This window comes from Rhizobium sp. SVR5-9E (assembly GCF_056755095.1).
The window spans coordinates 44,298-62,770 of record NZ_JBNDHS010000027.1 but is presented as its reverse complement, the minus strand read 5'-3'; the positions used below and the strand labels follow the sequence as shown (position 1 = coordinate 62,770).

General features: G+C 60.9%; 19 protein-coding genes. 2 read left to right on the top strand and 17 right to left on the bottom strand.

Annotated features, from left to right (window positions below; all coding sequences use genetic code 11):
- Window positions 1-185: tyrosine-type recombinase/integrase (locus tag ACPYOJ_RS14975; protein WP_481416951.1), on the top strand; the 185-nt coding region annotated here is incomplete at its 5' end.
- 85 nt (window positions 186-270) lie between these two features.
- Window positions 271-1,347 carry a TraB/GumN family protein gene (locus tag ACPYOJ_RS14970; protein ID WP_481416950.1) on the top strand — a complete coding sequence of 359 codons (1,077 nt, stop codon included), beginning with the start codon at window positions 271-273 and terminating at the stop codon, window positions 1,345-1,347.
- Here ACPYOJ_RS14970 and ACPYOJ_RS14965 read toward each other — a convergent pair.
- The 17 genes from ACPYOJ_RS14965 to sdhC all read right to left on the bottom strand — a co-directional run bounded on the left by ACPYOJ_RS14965 (window position 1,344) and on the right by sdhC (window position 18,388).
- The gene (locus ACPYOJ_RS14965; protein WP_481416949.1) at window positions 1,344-1,844 is read right to left on the bottom strand and encodes a cytochrome b; all 501 of its coding nucleotides are present in this window, start codon (window positions 1,842-1,844) and stop codon (window positions 1,344-1,346) included. The genes ACPYOJ_RS14970 and ACPYOJ_RS14965 overlap by 4 nt on opposite strands.
- Before the next feature lie 91 nt (window positions 1,845-1,935).
- Window positions 1,936-3,342: a dihydrolipoyl dehydrogenase gene (gene lpdA, locus ACPYOJ_RS14960; RefSeq protein WP_481416948.1), complete on the bottom strand. Its 1,407-nt coding sequence runs from the start codon at window positions 3,340-3,342 to the stop codon at window positions 1,936-1,938.
- Between the two features lie 23 nt (window positions 3,343-3,365).
- Window positions 3,366-3,518, bottom strand: coding sequence for a hypothetical protein (locus ACPYOJ_RS14955; protein ID WP_481416947.1), 153 nt, complete (start codon window positions 3,516-3,518; stop codon window positions 3,366-3,368).
- 17 nt (window positions 3,519-3,535) lie between these two features.
- A complete protein-coding gene (locus ACPYOJ_RS14950; RefSeq protein ID WP_481416946.1) occupies window positions 3,536-4,288 on the bottom strand; it encodes an SDR family oxidoreductase in 753 nt (250 codons plus the stop codon).
- Window positions 4,285-4,779, bottom strand: a complete 495-nt coding sequence (locus ACPYOJ_RS14945) for a hypothetical protein (protein WP_481416955.1) — start codon at window positions 4,777-4,779, stop codon at window positions 4,285-4,287. The genes ACPYOJ_RS14950 and ACPYOJ_RS14945 overlap by 4 nt, the downstream gene beginning before the upstream one ends.
- Window positions 4,780-4,896: 117 nt before the next feature.
- Entirely contained in the window at window positions 4,897-6,156 is a 1,260-nt protein-coding gene (gene odhB, locus ACPYOJ_RS14940; protein ID WP_481416945.1) for a 2-oxoglutarate dehydrogenase complex dihydrolipoyllysine-residue succinyltransferase, read from the bottom strand.
- Window positions 6,157-6,186: 30 nt separating this feature from the next.
- Window positions 6,187-6,504: a YciI family protein gene (locus ACPYOJ_RS14935; RefSeq protein WP_481416944.1), complete on the bottom strand. Its 318-nt coding sequence runs from the start codon at window positions 6,502-6,504 to the stop codon at window positions 6,187-6,189.
- Window positions 6,505-6,519: 15 nt separating this feature from the next.
- Window positions 6,520-9,504 carry a 2-oxoglutarate dehydrogenase E1 component gene (locus tag ACPYOJ_RS14930; protein WP_481416943.1) on the bottom strand — a complete coding sequence of 995 codons (2,985 nt, stop codon included), beginning with the start codon at window positions 9,502-9,504 and terminating at the stop codon, window positions 6,520-6,522.
- Between the two features lie 167 nt (window positions 9,505-9,671).
- Entirely contained in the window at window positions 9,672-10,577 is a 906-nt protein-coding gene (gene sucD, locus ACPYOJ_RS14925) for a succinate--CoA ligase subunit alpha (protein WP_481416942.1), read from the bottom strand.
- A gap of 19 nt (window positions 10,578-10,596) precedes the next feature.
- On the bottom strand, window positions 10,597-11,790 hold the full coding sequence (sucC, locus tag ACPYOJ_RS14920; RefSeq protein WP_481416941.1) for an ADP-forming succinate--CoA ligase subunit beta: 1,194 nt from the start codon (window positions 11,788-11,790) through the stop codon (window positions 10,597-10,599).
- 20 nt (window positions 11,791-11,810) lie between these two features.
- On the bottom strand, window positions 11,811-12,773 hold the full coding sequence (gene mdh, locus ACPYOJ_RS14915) for a malate dehydrogenase (RefSeq protein ID WP_481416940.1): 963 nt from the start codon (window positions 12,771-12,773) through the stop codon (window positions 11,811-11,813).
- 177 nt (window positions 12,774-12,950) lie between these two features.
- Window positions 12,951-14,114, bottom strand: coding sequence for a cell division protein ZapE (zapE, locus tag ACPYOJ_RS14910; protein WP_481416939.1), 1,164 nt, complete (start codon window positions 14,112-14,114; stop codon window positions 12,951-12,953).
- Between the two features lie 47 nt (window positions 14,115-14,161).
- Window positions 14,162-14,665: a protease inhibitor Inh/omp19 family protein gene (locus ACPYOJ_RS14905; protein WP_168831651.1), complete on the bottom strand. Its 504-nt coding sequence runs from the start codon at window positions 14,663-14,665 to the stop codon at window positions 14,162-14,164.
- Window positions 14,666-14,959: 294 nt separating this feature from the next.
- A complete protein-coding gene (locus tag ACPYOJ_RS14900) occupies window positions 14,960-15,739 on the bottom strand; it encodes a succinate dehydrogenase iron-sulfur subunit (RefSeq protein ID WP_168831652.1) in 780 nt (259 codons plus the stop codon).
- A gap of 12 nt (window positions 15,740-15,751) precedes the next feature.
- The gene (gene sdhA / locus ACPYOJ_RS14895; protein WP_481416938.1) at window positions 15,752-17,593 is read right to left on the bottom strand and encodes a succinate dehydrogenase flavoprotein subunit; all 1,842 of its coding nucleotides are present in this window, start codon (window positions 17,591-17,593) and stop codon (window positions 15,752-15,754) included.
- A gap of 7 nt (window positions 17,594-17,600) precedes the next feature.
- Entirely contained in the window at window positions 17,601-17,981 is a 381-nt protein-coding gene (gene sdhD, locus ACPYOJ_RS14890; RefSeq protein ID WP_168831654.1) for a succinate dehydrogenase, hydrophobic membrane anchor protein, read from the bottom strand.
- 11 nt (window positions 17,982-17,992) lie between these two features.
- Window positions 17,993-18,388: a succinate dehydrogenase, cytochrome b556 subunit gene (gene sdhC, locus ACPYOJ_RS14885; RefSeq protein WP_481416937.1), complete on the bottom strand. Its 396-nt coding sequence runs from the start codon at window positions 18,386-18,388 to the stop codon at window positions 17,993-17,995.
- Window positions 18,389-18,473: the final 85 nt, after the last annotated feature.

Genomic DNA, 18,473 nt, shown 5'->3' with positions numbered 1-18,473 from the left:
CGGAAACGGCGACCCCGCATGCGCTGCGGCATTCCTTTGCGACGCATCTCTTAGCCGGCGGTGGCGATCTCAGGACCATCCAGGAACTGCTTGGCCATGCAAGCCTCTCCACGACCCAGGTCTATACCGGCGTCGACTCGTCACGCTTGCTGGAAGTTTACGATCGCGCCCATCCAAGGGCATAATCTTTCGTTAACGCATTCTCTTAAAGGAATATGCGCGAGACAAGGCGTAGAGCTTTGGCCTCGTTACTGTGACCGGAACACCATCATGACGATCTCGATCGGCCACCGAAGCCTGCATGTCCCAGCACCCGGCAATATCCTGCTTTGGCTGATTGCCGCCTTCCATTTGCTGCTCGCAGCCGCTCTTTTCGCCGTGCTCCTTTCGGTGTCTCAGGCACAGGCTGCCGACGACGCATGCACCGGCAAGAACCTGCTGACCGAGCTGCAGCAGAACGATCCCGCCCGCTACGCGGAGGTCGTCAAGGAAGCCGATGCGACGCCGAACGGCAAGGGCATTTTCTGGAAGATTGAAAAGCCCGGTTTGAAGCCGTCCTGGTTGCTCGGCAGCATGCATGTCACCGATCCTCGCGTGCTGAACCTGCCGCCCTATGCCCAGGCGGCGCATGATGGCGCCGACACGATCATCATCGAATCCGACGAGATTCTGAATGAGAAGAAGGCGGCAGCCGCTCTCCTTGCCCGACCGGACCTCACCATGTTCACGGATGGCACGACGATCGAAAAACTTCTCTCACCGGAGGATTACGCCCGTCTCGACGCCGGCCTGAAGCAGCGCGGAATTCCGCTCGCTGCCGTTTCGCGCATGCGTCCCTGGATGATCGCCAGTGCCGTCGCCCTCCCCGCCTGCGAGATCTCGCGGAAGGCCAAGGGCGTGCAGTTCCTCGACCAGAAGATCGCCGCCGACGCCGCTGCCGAAGGCAAGCAGGTGAAGGGGCTTGAAACGCTGGCCGAACAACTGCAGGCCATGGCGGAACTTCCGGTCGAATTCCATCTGAAATCGCTGATCGAAACGCTCGAGCTTGGCGCGAAGATGAATGACGTCGTTGAAACGATGACCGATCTCTATCTCTCCGGAGACATCGGAATGACGATCCCGATGCTCAAGACCGTTTCACCTGATGGCGCGGACGACGATAGCGATTATGCCGCCTTCGAACAGCGCATCATTCTCGACCGCAACAAGGTGATGGCCGAACGCGCCGCGCCGATACTCGCCGGCGGGAATATCTTCATGGCCGTCGGCGCGCTTCACCTTCCCGGCGAGGGCGGCGTGATCGAACTGCTCCGCAAGCAGGGCTTCACGGTCACGGCCGTGAACTAACCGACCGTCATCCGGCGAACTGCATTTGTCTTCCAGTAGAACTGGTGTGCGAGCGCACCAGCGACATGTGCCGCGATCAGCGCCCAGAGGATCATCTTGAGAATTTCCGCATGGATGGTGCCGGAAATATCGACACCGAAATAATAGGCCGCCATACCCGTAAGCGGCAGCGCGAAGATCAGCGCATATAGCGCAACATGCGCAGCCTTTGCCGCAAGGCGAAAGATGGCTGGCTCTTCGGCAATCTCCGGCGGCGCCCCCTGGAACAGGCGCAGGCACACGCGCAGGACAGCCAGAACAAGGATCGAAATACCGATATAGGCGTGCACATTGGCCGAGGCGATCTGCTCGGGCGATGGGGTGCCGCCATGCCGGATCACCCGGTGCCAAGCGTTCATGCCGTCCGGAAAGAGAAGGTTATAGAATATGAGCAGGGCCATGGTCCAATGCACCAGGCGCTGGGGCGGGCTGTAAGATTGAACGACATGGGACCGCATTGGCTTTTCCCGGAAAAATTAGAACAATTTCAAAGTAAAAGGCCGCCTGCCCTAAGGCAAGCGGCCTTTGCTGCATGGCGAAGATTTAATATTACATGTGGATCGGCTTGAAGAAGGTGGCGAGAGCTGCTTCCTTGACGGCTTCCGACATCGTCGGATGCGCGTGGCAGGTCCGGCCGAGGTCTTCCGCGGAACCACCGAATTCCATCAGCACCGCGATCTCGTGGATCATTTCGCCGGCGCCGAAGCCGACGATATGACCGCCGAGAACCCGATCCGTTTCCTTGTCCGACAGGATCTTCACAAAGCCGTCCGTTGCGAGCATGGCGCGCGCGCGACCGTTTGCCGTGAAGGGGAACTTGCCGACCTTATAGGCAATGCCCGCCGCCTTCAGCTCTTCCTCGGTCTTGCCGACGGAGGCGACTTCCGGCTGCGTGTAGACGACGCTCGGGATGACATCATAGTTCACATGGCCATGCTGGCCGGCGAGGATTTCCGCGAGGGCAACGCCTTCGTCTTCCGCCTTGTGCGCCAGCATCGGTCCCTTCACGACGTCGCCGATCGCATAGATGCCAGGAACGTTCGTGCGGAAGTGACCGTCGATTTCGACACGGCCACGGCCGTCGAGCTTCACGCCTGCTTCTTCCAGGCCGAGGCCAGCCGTGTAGGGAGTGCGGCCGGTCGCGATCAGAACGACTTCGGCTTCGAGCGTCTGGGCATCGCCACCCTTGACCGGCTCGAACGTCACCTTCGCACCCTTGCCGCCCTTTTCGACGCCCGTCACCTTCGAGCTCAGGTTGATGTCGACGCCCTGCTTGGCGAGCATGCGCTGGAACTGCTTGGCGACTTCGCCGTCCATGCCGCCGAGGATCGTGTCGAGAAATTCGACGACGGTGACCTTGGCGCCGAGGCGCGACCATACGGAACCGAGCTCAAGGCCGATCACGCCGCCGCCGACGACGATCATCGTTTCCGGCACCTTCTCGAGCGCGATCGCACCCGTCGAGGAAATGATTACCTTCTCGTCGATATCGACCTTGACACCCGGAATGCCGGCGACATCCGACCCAGTCGCGATGACGATGTTCTTGCCTTCGATTTCCTGCACCTTGCCGTCGTCGCCGGTGACGGAAACCTTGCCGGCCGAAACGATCTTGCCGGTGCCCTGGAAGGCATCGATCTTGTTCTTCTTGAAGAGGAAGGCGACGCCGTCGACGTTCGACTTCACGGTCGCATCCTTGTGCGCCAGCATCTTTCCGAGGTTCAGCTTGGGTGCCGCGACTTCGATGCCAAGCGCATCCATGCCGTGGCCAGCCTGATGGAACATTTCGGAGGCGTGCAACAGCGCCTTGGACGGGATGCAGCCGACGTTGAGGCAGGTGCCGCCGAAGGTCGCGCGCTTTTCAACGACCGCGACCTTGAGACCAAGCTGTGCCGCCTTGATGGCAGCGACATAGCCGCCGGGGCCGGTTCCGATAACGATCACATCATAGGACATTGCTTCTTTTCCTTTGCGTTATTTCATTGGCCGGCGGCGCAGGCAGGCGCGAGCCGGAAACCAAAACTGACAGGCGTTGTTACGGGGATGCAGTTGAACCATTCGCCGCTGACAAAGCGGACGCGGACGGGTTTAAGGATGGCGATCCGGACGCCGGCAGAGAGAAGACGTTGCATCCTTTTTCCTTTGCCGCCTAACGCCCGCCGCTCACATTGAGGATCGAGCCCGTGACGTAGGAGGCCGCGGGAGACAGAAGATAGAGAACTGCATCTGCCACTTCTTCAGCCGTTCCCGGCCGCTGCATCGGAATGTTCGGCGCCATGTCGCGCGCGCGATCCGGCAGTCCGCCCGAGGCATGAATATCGGTATCGATGATTCCCGGGCGGATCGCATTGACGCGAACACCTTCGGTGGCGATTTCGCGTGCCAGCCCGATCGTGAACGTGTCGATCGCTGCCTTCGAGGCCGCGTAGTCGACATATTGCGATGGCGAGCCGATGATGACTGCCATCGACGAAATGTTGACGATAGCTCCCCCACCGCCGCCATGTTTGCGCGACATGCGGCGCACGGCTTCCGCCGCGCAGAGAATGGAACCCGTCACATTGACGCGCATCATCCGCTCGATACGGTCGACACTCATCTCGTCGACCCGTTGAGCCACGTCGACGATGCCGGCGTTGTTCACCAGCCCATCGAGGCGGCCGAAATGGCGATCGACGGTTTCGAACATCGAGACGATATCATCCGCATTGCCGACATCGGCTCTTACGGCAAGCGCCTCCCCGCCATCCGCCGAAATCGCGTTGACCACGGCGTCCGCGGCGGCTTTGTTCGAGGCGTAATTGACGGCAACTCGCCAGCCCTGCCTAGCCGCAAGCTTTGATACAGCGGCACCGATGCCGCGGCTTCCGCCGGTAACCAGCAGAACGGGCGCTTCGCTCATTTTGCACATTCCTTGAATGTCATGACGTCCCAAGGCGCGACGGTTGCCTTGCCTTCACCCCAGATCGAGGACTCGCGGATCGCTGGACCGAGACCCGGCAGCACGATCCTGTCCGCCGCGTCCGCCGACTCCGCCTGAAGATTATCCACCTGGCCCGCAGCGCTGACACCATAGACCGGCCCCTGCCAGACCGTGCAGGCATCAAGATCGTCACCCGTCACATCGCCACTCGGGCAGTTGAACATGACGATGCCGATCGCACGGTCCGGATCTTCCGATGGCATCACATAGCCATCCAGGACCAACGACGTCTTCTGCACACTGATCTTGAACTGATTGCTTGCCGCAGCAGCATCGGATTCGAGCGGCGAAAACCGAAGTTCGTAAGCGCCGTCGCGATCGGCATAAACGGCATTCGATTGCTTGCAGTCGGCCGGAAGCGCGGCACCCGCTGTCGCGCACAGGAAGAGCGGCACGGCCAGCGCCGTCATTCGCCGCCTAAGCGTCGCGATGCGAAGCGAGCTATTGCCCCTTGCCTGAACTCCAAGCGTCATAAGGCACTCCTTGCCGGAAGAACGAGGGCCGCGCGAGCGGCCCTCCAATTCCTCTTAGAGGTCGAGGACCAGACGCTCCGGATCTTCCAGGCTTTCCTTGACGCGGACGAGGAAGGTCACGGCTTCCTTGCCGTCGACGATACGGTGATCGTAGGAGAGTGCGAGATACATCATCGGACGGATGACGATCTGGCCGCCGACGACAACCGGACGGTCCTGGATCTTATGCATGCCGAGGATGCCGGACTGCGGAGCGTTCAGGATCGGCGAGGACATCAGCGAACCGTAAACGCCGCCATTGGTGATCGTGAAGGTGCCGCCCTGCATGTCGGCCATCGACAGCGAACCGTCGCGGGCTGCCTTTGCCAGACGTGCCAGGTCCTTTTCGACTTCAGCGATCGACATCTGGTCGGCATCGCGAATGACCGGGACGACGAGGCCCTTGTCCGTGCCGACGGCCATGCCGATGTGGCAGTAGTTCTTGTAGATGATGTCGGTGCCGTCGATCTCGGCATTGACCGCCGGCAGTTCCTTCAGCGCGTGGGTGATCGCCTTGGTGAAGAAGCCCATGAAGCCGAGCTTCACGCCATGCTTCTTTTCGAAGACGTCCTTGTACTTGGCACGCAGGTCCATGACGGCCTTCATGTCCACCTCGTTGTAGGTGGTCAGCATGGCCGCGGTGTTCTGTGCGTCCTTGAGGCGCTTGGCGATCGTCTGGCGCAGGCGCGTCATCTTCACGCGCTCTTCGCGGCCGGCATCCTCGACGGTCGACGGACCGCGCGGAGCCGCAGGAACTGCAGCCGGCGCCGAGGCAGCCGGAGCGGAAATGCCCTTGGCGACAGCGGCAATGACATCGCCCTTCAGGACCTGGCCGCGCTTGCCGCTGCCTTCGACCTGATCGGCCGAGAGATTGTTCTCAGCGAGCATCTTCGAAGCAGCCGGAGCCGGCGGCATGGACGACGGAGCAGCGGGCTGAGCGGCAGGAGCCGGAGCGGCAGCGCCGGCCAGTGCGGGCTCGGCAACCTTCGCCGGAGCGGCGGCGGGGGCGGCGGCAGCCGGGGCAGCGGTAGCGCCGGCACCTGCGGTGATCTGGCCGAGCAGCGCGCCGAGACCGACGGTTTCGCCTGCCTGAGCAACGATTTCGGACAGCGTACCAGAGGCCGGCGCCGGCACTTCGATGGTCACCTTGTCGGTTTCGAGCTCAACAATCGGCTCGTCAGCCTTGATGGCGTCGCCAACCTTCTTGAACCAGGTGCCGACGGTTGCCTCGCTGACGGATTCACCGAGAGTTGGAACGCGGATTTCTGTGGCCATTGTTCAAATCCTGATTTGCTTGTTTTCGTTCTATGCGTTTCCGGCAGCAGATGGCCGGAGAATGATCGAGGGCATCGGCAAAATTTCAAAGCGGAAACCAAAACCGGAGCGGATGATCGGATCAGCGTCGGCCAGCGCGTCAGCGGCCTCCTCATCCTCGACCGAGACGACCGCCATGCCCCAGGCTCCCTCGCCTTCGAAGACGGGACCGGCGACAAGTGCCGATCCTGCTTGTGCGTTCTGGTGCCAGTATTCGGCATGGCGTTTCATCGCCGCCATTTCCTCTCCGGTCCCGTCATGCGGGAAAGTGAGGCGCGGCGGAACCAATCTCATGAAGAAATATGCCATCGCGCCCTCCCGTTCTTAGCCGCCCAGCGCATCCTCGAGGAATGCGGCGAGCTGCGACAGATGCTTGGACATCAGACCCGTTGCCGGCGAGGCGGCAGCCGGACGGCCGGTGTAACGGACGCGCTGATACTTCGCATCGATGTGGGCGAGTACCCACTCCAGATACGGGTCGATGAACGACCATGCACCCATGTTCTTCGGCTCTTCCTGGCACCAGACCATCTCGGCGTTCCGGAAGCGCGAGAGCTCGTTGATGAGCGCCTTTGCCGGGAACGGATAGAGCTGTTCGACGCGCAGCAGATAGACATCGTCGATGCCGCGCTTTTCGCGCTCTTCCAGAAGGTCGTAGTAGACCTTGCCGGTGCACATGACGACACGGCGAATCTTGTTGTCCTTCTGCAACTTGATCGGGCTATCCTTGATGACCTCGGCATCGTCCCAGAGCAGACGATGGAAGGAGGACTCACCGGCAAGTTCGGCAAGGCTCGAAACTGCCCGCTTGTGGCGCAGCAAGGACTTCGGCGTCATCAGGATCAGCGGCTTGCGGAAGTCACGCTTCAGCTGGCGGCGCAGGATGTGGAAGTAGTTCGCCGGCGTCGTGACGTTGGCGACCTGCATGTTGTCTTCGGCGCAAAGCTGCAGGTAACGCTCGAGGCGAGCCGAGGAGTGCTCCGGACCCTGACCTTCGTAGCCATGCGGCAGCAGGCAGACGAGACCCGACATGCGCAGCCACTTGCGTTCGCCCGACGAAATGAACTGGTCGAAGACGACCTGCGCACCGTTGGCGAAGTCGCCGAACTGGGCTTCCCAGAGGGTCAGCGCATTCGGGCGAGCCAGCGAATAGCCGTATTCGAAGCCGAGTACCGCTTCTTCCGAAAGCATCGAGTTGATGACTTCGTAACGGGCCTGGTTGGGCGACAGGTTCGCAAGCGGGATATAGCGTTCTTCCGTCTCCTGATCGTAGAGAACCGAATGACGCTGCGAGAAGGTGCCGCGTTCGCAATCCTGACCGGAGAGGCGGATCTTGTGGCCTTCGACCACCAGCGAACCGAAGGCGAGCGCTTCGGCCATCGCCCAGTCGAGATTCTCGCCCGTCTGGACCATGTTGGCGCGGTTTTCCATGAAGCGCTGGATGGTGCGGTGCGCATGGAAACCTTCCGGAATTTCCGAAAGCTTGCGGCCGATATCCTTCAACGTCTTCATCGGAACCGCCGTCTTGCCACGACGCTGTTCGTCGGCATTGTCGGCCGTGCGCAGGCCCGACCACTCACCGTCCAGCCAGTCGGCCTTGTTCGGCTTGTAGCTCTGGCCGGCGTCGAATTCCTGCTCGAGATGCGCGCGCCAGTCGGCCTTCATCTTCTCGACTTCGCCTTCGCTGACGAGGCCTTCGGCCACGAGACGATCGGCGTAGATCTGCAGAACCGTCTTGTGGCCGCGGATGACCTTGTACATCTTCGGCTGCGTGAAGGACGGCTCGTCGCCTTCGTTGTGGCCGTAGCGGCGGTAGCAGAACATGTCGACCACGACCGGCTTGTGGAACTTCATCCGGAATTCGGTTGCGATTTTCGCGGCATAGACGACAGCTTCCGGATCGTCGCCGTTGACGTGGAAGATCGGCGCTTCGATCATCTTCGCAACGTCGGACGGATAAGGCGACGAACGGGAGAAGGCCGGGTTCGTCGTGAAGCCGATCTGGTTGTTGATGATGACATGCATCGTGCCGGCAACGCGGTGACCGCGAAGACCGGACAGACCGAGAATTTCGGCGATGACGCCCTGGCCGGCGAAGGCCGCGTCGCCGTGGATCAGCAACGGCAGAACCTTGGCACGCTCGGTCAGTGGAATGACGTCGCCGTCCCAGACGGTCGCGCTCATGTCCTGCTTGGCACGGACCTTGCCCATGACGACCGGGTCGACGATCTCAAGGTGTGACGGGTTTGCCGTCAGCGAAACGTGCACCCTGTTGCCGTCGAATTCGCGGTCGGACGATGCACCGAGATGGTACTTGACGTCACCCGAACCTTCGACCTCGTCAGGCGCGTAGGAACCACCCTTGAATTCGTGGAAGATGGCGCGGTGCGGCTTGCCCATGACCTGCGAAAGCACATTGAGACGCCCGCGGTGAGCCATGCCGAAGACGGCCTCCTTGAGGCCGAGGCTGCCACCGCGCTTGAGGATCTGCTCAAGCGCCGGGATCAGCGATTCACCGCCATCGAGGCCGAAACGCTTGGTGCCCTTGAACTTGACGTCGAGGAACTGCTCGTAGCCTTCGGCTTCGACGAGCTTGGCAAGGATCGCCTTCTTGCCTTCCGCGGTGAAGGCAACACCCTTGTCCGGCCCTTCGATGCGCTCCTGAACCCAGCCCTTTTCTTCCGGGTTGGACATGTGCATGAACTCGACGCCGAGCGTCGAGCAATAGGTCCGCTCGAGGATCTCGATCATCTGCGGAATAGTCGCGAATTCGAGACCGAGTACGTTGTCGATAAAGATCTTGCGATCGTAGTCGGCGGGCGTGAAGCCGTAGGCCTCCGGTGAAAGCTCCTTGTAGTCTTCGACCGGTGCCGCGATGCCGAGCGGGTCGAGCTTGGCATGAAGATGGCCGCGCATGCGATAGGCACGGATCATCATGATGGCGCGTACGGAATCGCGCGTCGCCTGGAGAACATCGGCGCCGTCGGTCGGCTGGCCCGCGGCTTCGGCCTTCGCCTTGACCTTGGTTTCGATGATCTTCTCGACCGTGCCCCAGTCACCGTCGAGTGCCGACACCAGATCGCCGCGGGGCTGGACAGGCCAGTTCTTCTTACGCCAGGAAGCGCCCTTGGCCGCCTTCTTCACATCATTCGGGTTGTCATCCAGCGCCTTGAAGAAGGCTTGCCATTGATCGTCTACGGACGTCGGGTCCTCTTCGTAGCGTGCGTAGAGCTGCTCGATATAGGCAGCATTGGCGCCATCCAGAAACGAGGTGATCTGAAACTGCTCGTTGGCTTCTTGCCGTGCCATGGTCTTACGCGGACGCTCTTCGTCCGCCTCCTGACTTTGATGAATTTGCCGGCCGATACCGGCTGCCGCATTCCAATTTGCCGCCTGTCCGCGGCACATCTGCGTAAACGTTCTTGAACCGGGCGACGGATGCAGATGCCATCCACCGCCCGGGTCTATATGTCGGCTTAGCCCTTCAGGACTTCAACCAGCGTCTTGCCGAGGCGGGCCGGCGACGGCGAGACGCGGATGCCGGCCGATTCCATGGCCGCGATCTTCGATTCTGCGTCACCCTTGCCACCGGAAACCACGGCCCCGGCATGGCCCATCGTGCGGCCCTTCGGAGCCGTACGACCTGCGATGAAGCCGGCCATCGGCTTCTTGCGGCCCTTCTTGGCTTCGTCCTTGAGGAACTGCGCCGCATCTTCTTCTGCCGAGCCGCCGATTTCGCCGATCATGATAATCGACTGCGTGGCTTCGTCAGCGAGGAACATTTCGAGCACGTCGATGAACTCGGTGCCCTTGACCGGATCGCCGCCGATACCGACCGCCGTCGTCTGGCCGAGACCTTCATTGGAGGTCTGGAACACGGCTTCGTAGGTCAGCGTGCCGGAGCGCGAAACGATGCCGACCGAACCCTTGCGGAAGATCGAGCCCGGCATGATGCCGATCTTGCATTCTTCCGGCGTCAGGACGCCCGGGCAGTTCGGGCCGAGCAGGCGCGACTTGGACTTGTCGAGCTTTGCCTTCACCCGCACCATGTCCATGACCGGGATGCCCTCGGTGATGCAGGTGATGAACGGGATCTCGGCTTCGATCGCCTCGATGATCGCATCGGCTGCGCCTGCCGGCGGAACGTAGATCACGGTCGCTTCGGCGCCGGTCTTTTCCTTGGCTTCGGCAACGGTCGCGAAGATCGGCAGCGCCGTGCCGTCGACGCCCGACGACCACGATTCGCCACCCTTCTTCGGGTGAATACCGCCGACCATCTTGGTGCCGTAATAGGCGAGCGCCTGTTCGGTGTGGAAGGTGCCGGTCTTGCCGGTCAGGCCCTGTACGAGGACCTTCGTGTCTTTGTTGACGAGGATAGACATTCTTTCCGGTCCTTCCAGATTAAGCTTTGATCGCCGCGACGATCTTCTTCGCCGCATCGTCAAGATCGTCAGCCGCGGTAATCGCCAGACCAGACTCGTTGAGGATCTTCTTGCCGAGCTCGACATTGGTGCCTTCGAGGCGAACGACGAGCGGAACCTTCAGACCGACTTCCTGCACGGCCCCGACAACGCCCTCAGCAATGACATCACAACGCATGATGCCGCCGAAGATGTTGACGAGAATGCCTTCGACCTTGGGGTCGGCGGTGATGATCTTGAAGGCTGCGGCAACCTTCTCCTTGCCGGCGCCGCCGCCGACGTCACAGAAGTTCGCCGGCTCCTTGCCGTAGAGCTTGATGATGTCCATCGTCGCCATGGCGAGACCGGCACCGTTGACCATGCAGCCGATGTTGCCATCGAGAGCAACGTAGGCGAGGTCCCATTTGGACGCTTCGATTTCCTTGGAGTCTTCTTCGCTCTCGTCGCGCAGCGCCTTGACATCGTCGTGGCGGAAGAGCGCATTGCCGTCGAAGGACATCTTCGCGTCGAGAACGCGCAGGTGACCGTCCTTCATGACGATCAGCGGATTGACCTCGAGGAGAGCCATGTCCTTTTCGTTGAAGGCTTTGTAAAGCGCCGGGAACAGCGCCTTGGCATCTTCAGCGGCAGCGCCAGTCAGTTCGAGAGCCTTGGAGATCGCGGCAACGTCCGCAGCCGTTACGCCGGCTTCCGGATCGATGGCGATCGTATGGATCTTCTCAGGCGTATCGTGAGCGACAGCCTCGATGTCCATGCCGCCTTCGGTCGATACGACGAAGGCAACGCGGCCGACGGAGCGATCGACCAGCAGCGAGCAATAGAGTTCGCGGGCAATGTCGGCACCGTCTTCGATGTAGAGGCGGTTGACCTGCTTGCCGGCTTCGCCCGTCTGCGCGGTAACCAGCGTGTTGCCGAGCATTTCCTTGGCATGAGCGACGACTTCGTCGATCGACTTGGCGAGACGCACGCCGCCCTTGGCATCGGGGCCGAGTTCCTTGAACTTGCCCTTGCCGCGGCCGCCTGCATGGATCTGGCTCTTGACCACGTAAAGCGGGCCTGGGAGCGACTTGGCGGCAGCTTCGGCTTCCTCGACCTTGAGGATCGGTACGCCCTTCGCGACCGGCGCGCCATAGCCCTTCAAGAGAGCCTTGGCCTGATATTCATGAATGTTCATGGGGTCTTTCCCTGTTTCGATTACTTCAGCGCAGGTGCAATGTTGCTGCAGGCCTCGCAGAGACCGGCGACCGCGCCGACAGACTTGTCAAATGCTTCCTTCTCGGCCTTGTTGAGGTCGATCTCGATGACACGCTCGACGCCGCCGGCACCGATGACGGTCGGAACGCCGACATACATGTCCTTCACGCCATACTGACCGGTGAGCTGCGCAGCGCAGGGCAGCACGCGCTTCTTGTCCTTGAGGTAGGATTCGGCCATCTCGATCGCCGAAGCGGCGGGCGCGTAGTAGGCCGAGCCGGTCTTCAGCAGGCCAACGATTTCGGCACCGCCGTCACGGGTGCGCTGGATGATTTCCTCGAGGCGCTCCTTGGTGACCCAGCCCATCGTAACGAGATCGGTCAGCGGGATACCGCCAACGGTGGAGTAGCGTGCCAGCGGCACCATCGTGTCGCCGTGACCGCCGAGAACGAAGGCGGTGACGTCCTGAACGGAAACGTTGAATTCCTTGGCAAGGAAGAGACGGAAGCGCGACGAGTCGAGAACGCCGGCCATGCCGACGACCTTGTTTGCCGGAAGGCCGGAAAACTTCTGCAGCGCCCAGACCATGGCGTCGAGCGGGTTGGTGATGCAGATGACGAATGCATTCGGGGCATACTTCTTGATGCCGGCGCCGACCTGCTCCATGACCTTGAGGTTGATGCCGAGAAGGTCGTCGCGGCTCATGCCCGGCTTGCGCGGCACGCCTGCAGTCACGATGCAGACATCTGCACCCTCGATCGCGGAATAGTCGCTGGCACCCGTGAGATTGGCGTCGAAACCTTCGACCGGCGACGATTGGGCAATGTCGAGACCCTTACCCTGAGGAATGCCGTCGGCGATATCGAAGAGAACGATGTCGCCGAGCTCTTTCAGGCCGGCGAGATGCGCCAGCGTGCCACCAATCATGCCAGAACCGATGAGTGCGATTTTGTTACGCGCCATTTCGCTGTTTCCTTTGCGATCAAAATCAGGCGGGCGGCGCGTCCAAGCGTCGTCCAATGCCGCAATCGCATAGACCCAAAGCGAAAAAATGGCAACGTGTTATTTTGTACACAGCAATTTCAAACGTTTAGATCAAAAATATCTTACGTAAACGTAAGATATTTTGTCACCAAAATGTTACTCGGCGGCTCGTCTTTCACGATGCAGTGCGAGATATTCCGAGCTCCGCATCTCGAAAAGACGCGAGACGGTGCGGTCGAATTCGAAGCCTTCCGTCCCCCGCCGCTCGACGAGCAAATCTTCCGGCATGGCGGCGGCGGTTGCATGAAGCCGAACTCCATGGTCGTAGAGCGTATCGACAAGAATGATGAAACGCTTGGCCTGGTTCCGCTTGTCCGCACTCAGCAACGGGATGCGATCAATAAAAATTGTATCGAACCGTTTGGCGATGGCGAGGAAATCCGCGGCACCCATCGCCTTGTCACAAAGATCGGCGAAGGAAAAACGCGCCATGCGATCGACGGCGAGCGGCACGTGGATCGACCTGCCCTTCATCGGTATATCGAGCGGCTGGGCCTTGCGCCCGTGCAGCGCCTGTGTCCACGAGGCATCCATGGCCATATCCGTCCGCTTGTCTATCGGCGTCAGGTAAACTGGCTGGCTGTTCAGCTTCTCCATGCGGTAGTCAGTCGGCGAGTCGAGCGTCACGACCTCGACGTTCTTTTTCAGGAGCCCGATGAACGGCAGGAAGAGGCCGCGATTGAGGCCGTCCCTGTAAAGGTTGTCGGGCTCGACATTCGATGTCGCGATGAGCACGCAGCCGCGCGCGAAAAGCTCCGAGAAGAGCCGAGAGAGGATCATCGCGTCGGCGATGTCCGTCACCGTAAACTCATCGAAGCAAAGAAGTTCGGCTTCCGCGTACAACGCCGCCGCAACAGGCGGAACCGGATCGGCCTGTTTGGTTTCGCCATTTTTCAGCTTGTGGCGATGTGCGGCGATGCGATTATGGACATCGGCCATGAATTCATGGAAATGCGCGCGGCGCTTCTTCGAACAAGGCGCCATGCCATAAAAGAGATCCATCAGCATCGTCTTGCCGCGGCCGACGCTGCCGTGAATGTAGAGCCCTTTGATGTGATCTGCGGCTTTCTTCTTTGGAGCAAAGAGCCAGCCGAGCGAGCTCGACTTCGCGGCCGGGCGGCGGCGCTTCAATTCAAAAAGCACCCGGTCAAGGCATTTCGCCACGTCCATCTGAGCGGCATCGATCTGAAGCGAACCGGAAGCCGTCAGCGATTTCAGGTGCTCGCTGACACTCGAAGTGTACTCGGGGATGGGTTGCATGAGGATCAGTCGCCTATGCGTCGTTGGCGGCGCGACCGCCGGTTGCCTTACCGGCTGAGAGTGATCGGCTGTCCGCTGTTGGTCTGGCCGGAGAAGCTGTTGTCGGCCGTCTTATAAACGCTGCCGATCTGGTTGCCGCCGCGATCCTTCAGCAGGACCTGCTTGCCGGAGACTTCCCAGGATCCCATCGTCGTCAGTTCGCCGACACAGCCGCGTGTGCCACCGCGCGAGCCGCTGCCGAGATTGGTCAGGGTCAGGAACATGTCGCAGCTGCCGTTGACCCGCCAGCTGCCGACCATCGATTCCTTTGTCACGTCGAGCGCGTTTGCCGCCATCGCGCCCGTCTGGCCCGGAGTGGTCGGCGCTGCCGTGGGAGCAGCCGGAAACTGGGAAGCACCCCCCGGCGGTGGAAGTTGGCCGCCCTGGACGGAAGGAACAGGCTGCGCTGCGAGAGGAGCCGGCGAGTAACTCGCACTGTCATATGCCGTCCGCTGGCAGCCAGCCAACGACAGAACAACCGTTACACCTGTCAACACATATCGCAACTGCATCATAATGCTCCTGATTGTCCGCTCTTGCAGGGCAGTATTAGCCATCAGACCGATTTTCGAATTACCGTATTTCACTTTGGTTAATCAAGTCGGCACAGCCATAAATTGCCCGTGATGATTTCTGTACCCGAACCGGGACAACTCAGCTGAAGCCTTTCGGACTTCCTGCAGGCAGAATTTGTCAGCGAGGTGATGGAGTGTGCGATCTTTATGCGTATTCCCGCCGGTGGGTAAGCGGTGAAGTACCAGGCGCCGCGATTGGCCGGCGCCGGGTACCTGGCAAACATTCGGGAATCAGACCCGGCGTTCGACCATCATCTTCTTGATTTCGGCGATCGCCTTGGCAGGGTTGAGACCCTTCGGGCAGGTCTGCGCGCAGTTCATGATCGTATGGCAGCGATAGAGGCGGAACGGGTCCTCGAGATTGTCGAGACGTTCGCCGGTCGCTTCATCTCTTGAATCGATGAGCCAGCGATAGGCCTGCAGCAGGACGGCCGGGCCGAGATAGCGGTCGCCGTTCCACCAGTAGCTCGGACAGGAGGTCGAGCAGCAGGCGCAGAGAATGCACTCGTAGAGGCCATCGAGCTTCTGGCGATCCTCGTGGCTCTGCTTCCATTCCTTGGCAGGCGTCGGCGAAACCGTCTTCAGCCACGGCTCGATCGAGCGGTGCTGCGCGTAGAAATTCGTCAGGTCCGGAACGAGATCCTTCACCACCGGCATGTGCGGCAGCGGATAGATCTTCACCGTGCCTTTGATGTCATCCAGACCCTTGGTGCAGGCAAGCGTATTGGTGCCATCGATATTCATCGCGCACGAACCGCAAATGCCTTCGCGACAGGAACGGCGCAGCGTCAGCGTCGGATCGATGTTGTTCTTGATGTAGAGCAAGCCGTCGAGAACCATCGGACCGCAATCGTCGACATCGATATAGAAGGTGTCGATCGACGGGTTCTGGCCGTCATCCGGGTTCCAGCGGTAGACACGGAACTCACGGGTGTTCTTGGCACCCGCGGGCTTCGGCCATACCTTGCCTTCGCGCATCTGGGAGTTCTTAGGGAGAGCGAGTTCAACCATGTCCAGTTCCTCTTAATACACGCGAGCCTTCGGCGCGATCTTCTTGGGATCGATGCCTTCTGCGATGAGCTCGGTGTGAACCGGGCGGTAGTCGAGCTTGACGTCGCCGGTCTCGTTGACCCAGGCAAGCGTGTGCTTGCGCCAGTTCTCGTCGTCGCGGCCGCCGAACGGACCGCTGGTATAGTCCTCGCGCGCGTGAGAGCCGCGGCTCTCCTTGCGGGCCTCGGCGCTGTAGATCGTCGTGATCGCGTTGGCCATCAGGTTCTGCAGTTCCAGCGTTTCGACGAGGTCGGAATTCCAGATCATCGAGTGGTCGCTGACCTTGATGTCCTTCATCTCGCCCCAGATCTCCGAAAGGCGGCGGCAGCCGGATTCCAGCGATTCCTGTGTGCGGAAGACAGCCGCGTCTTCCTGCATGGCGCGCTGCATCTTTTCACGCAGATGCGCCGTCGGCGTGCTGCCGCTGGCGTGGCGCAGACCGTCGAAGCGGTCCATGATCTTGTCGCAGGCAGCGACATTCAGATGCGGCACCGGTGATGCACGATCGATGACCTCGGCGGCGCGGATCGCCGCGGCACGGCCGAAGACGACCAGGTCGATCAGCGAGTTGGAGCCGAGGCGGTTGGCACCATGCACCGAGGCACAGCCCGCTTCGCCGACGGCCATCAGACCGGGGATGACACGGTCCGGATTGGCGCTGTCGGCGTTAAGCACTTCGCCCCAGAAATTCGTCGGAATGCCACCCATGTTGTAGTGGACGGTCGGCAGGACCGGGATTGGCTCGCGGGTCACGTCGACGCCGGCAAAGATCTTGGCGCTCTCGGAGATGCCCGGCAGCCGCTCGTGCAGAACGGCCGGGTCAAGATGGTCGAGATGCAGGAAGATGTGGTCCTTGCCCTTACCGACGCCGCGGCCTTCGCGGATTTCCAGCGTCATGCAGCGGGAAACCACGTCGCGCGAGGCGAGATCCTTGGCGGACGGCGCATAGCGCTCCATGAAGCGCTCGCCTTCGGCATTGACGAGATAGCCGCCTTCGCCGCGCGCGCCTTCGGTGATCAGACAGCCCGAGCCGTAGATCCCGGTCGGATGGAACTGCACAAATTCCATATCCTCCAGCGGCAGCCCTGCGCGGGCAACCATGCCGCCGCCGTCGCCGGTGCAGGTGTGGGCCGATGTCGCAGAGAAATAGGCGCGGCCATAACCGCCGGTCGCCAGTACGACCATCTTGGCCGCGAAGCGATGGATCGTACCGTCGTCTAGATTCCAGGCGACGACGCCGGTGCAACGGCTGCCGTCTTCCGATATGATGAGGTCGAGGGCGAAATACTCGATGAAGAATTCGGCGTTGTTGCGCAGCGACTGGCCGTAAAGCGTGTGCAGGATGGCGTGGCCGGTACGGTCGGCAACGGCGCAAGTGCGCTGCACCGGCGGGCCGTCGCCGAAATTCTGCATGTGGCCGCCAAACGGACGCTGGTAGATCTTGCCTTCCTCATTGCGCGAGAAGGGCACGCCGTAATGTTCGAGCTCGTAGACAGCCTTCGGCGCTTCCATGACCATGTACTGCATGGCGTCGACGTCGCCGAGCCAATCGGAGCCCTTGACGGTGTCGTAGAGGTGCCACTGCCAGCTGTCCGGCGTCATGTTCTGCAGCGATGCGGCAATGCCGCCCTGCGCCGCAACCGTGTGCGAACGGGTGGGGAATACCTTGGTGATGCAGGCGGTGCGGAAGCCCTGCTCGGCCATGCCGAGCGTGGCGCGAAGACCGGCGCCGCCGGCGCCAACGACGATCACGTCGTAGGAGTGATCGACATACTTGTAGGCCTTCCCATTCTGCGCGGGTGAAGTCGGTGCCATGATACGGTTATCCTACAAATGCAATTTTCAGAATGGCGAAGAGACAGAACCCTGCGACCAGGAGCGCGAAAAACGTGTTCAGCATCAGCAGGACAAGCTTGCAGATCTCACCATGCACGTAGTCCTCGATGATCACCTGCATGCCGAGGCGCATGTGGATGATGCCCGAGATCACCATCAGGCCCATGATGACGGCCACGAAGGGGTTCGACAGCGCATGCACGACATCCGCGTATGGAGCGCCGGCATAGACGATCATGAAGATGACGAAGAAGACGATGAGCGGGATGTTGGCGACGGCCGTCAGCCGCTGGCGCCAGAAGTGGTCGGTGCCTTCCTTGGCGGAGCCAAGGCCGCGAACCTTACCCAGAGGGGTGCGCATATCCATGAGAGCGACCTTCAGAAGCGAATGAGGAAGCCGATCACCCAGACCAGGACGGTCAGACAGAGCGATCCGATGATGTTGGCGATGGCGAGCTTGGTGGAGAGCTCTTTTTCGAAGCCATGGCCGAGATCCCACATCAGGTGGCGGAGGCCGCCGAGCATGTGGTGCAGCAACGCCCAGGTATAGCCGAGCAGGACGATCTTGCCGATGATGCTGCCGAATATCCAATTGACCAGGTCGAAAGAGGCCTGGCCGGTCGCCGCGGCGATCAGCCACCAGGCAACCAGGATCGTGCCGAAATAGAGCGCCGCACCGGTAATTCGGTGGACGATCGACATAACCATTGTGGGAATAGGCTTATAAATTTGCAAATGCGGCGACAGGGGCCGGTTACTTGTTACATTCGCCATCAGAACCTCGCGGCGTCTTCTCTGCGCTCCTGTATGTTCGGAGCATCCAAGGCAACCACAGGAATGACAAATTTGTCTGTGTGCG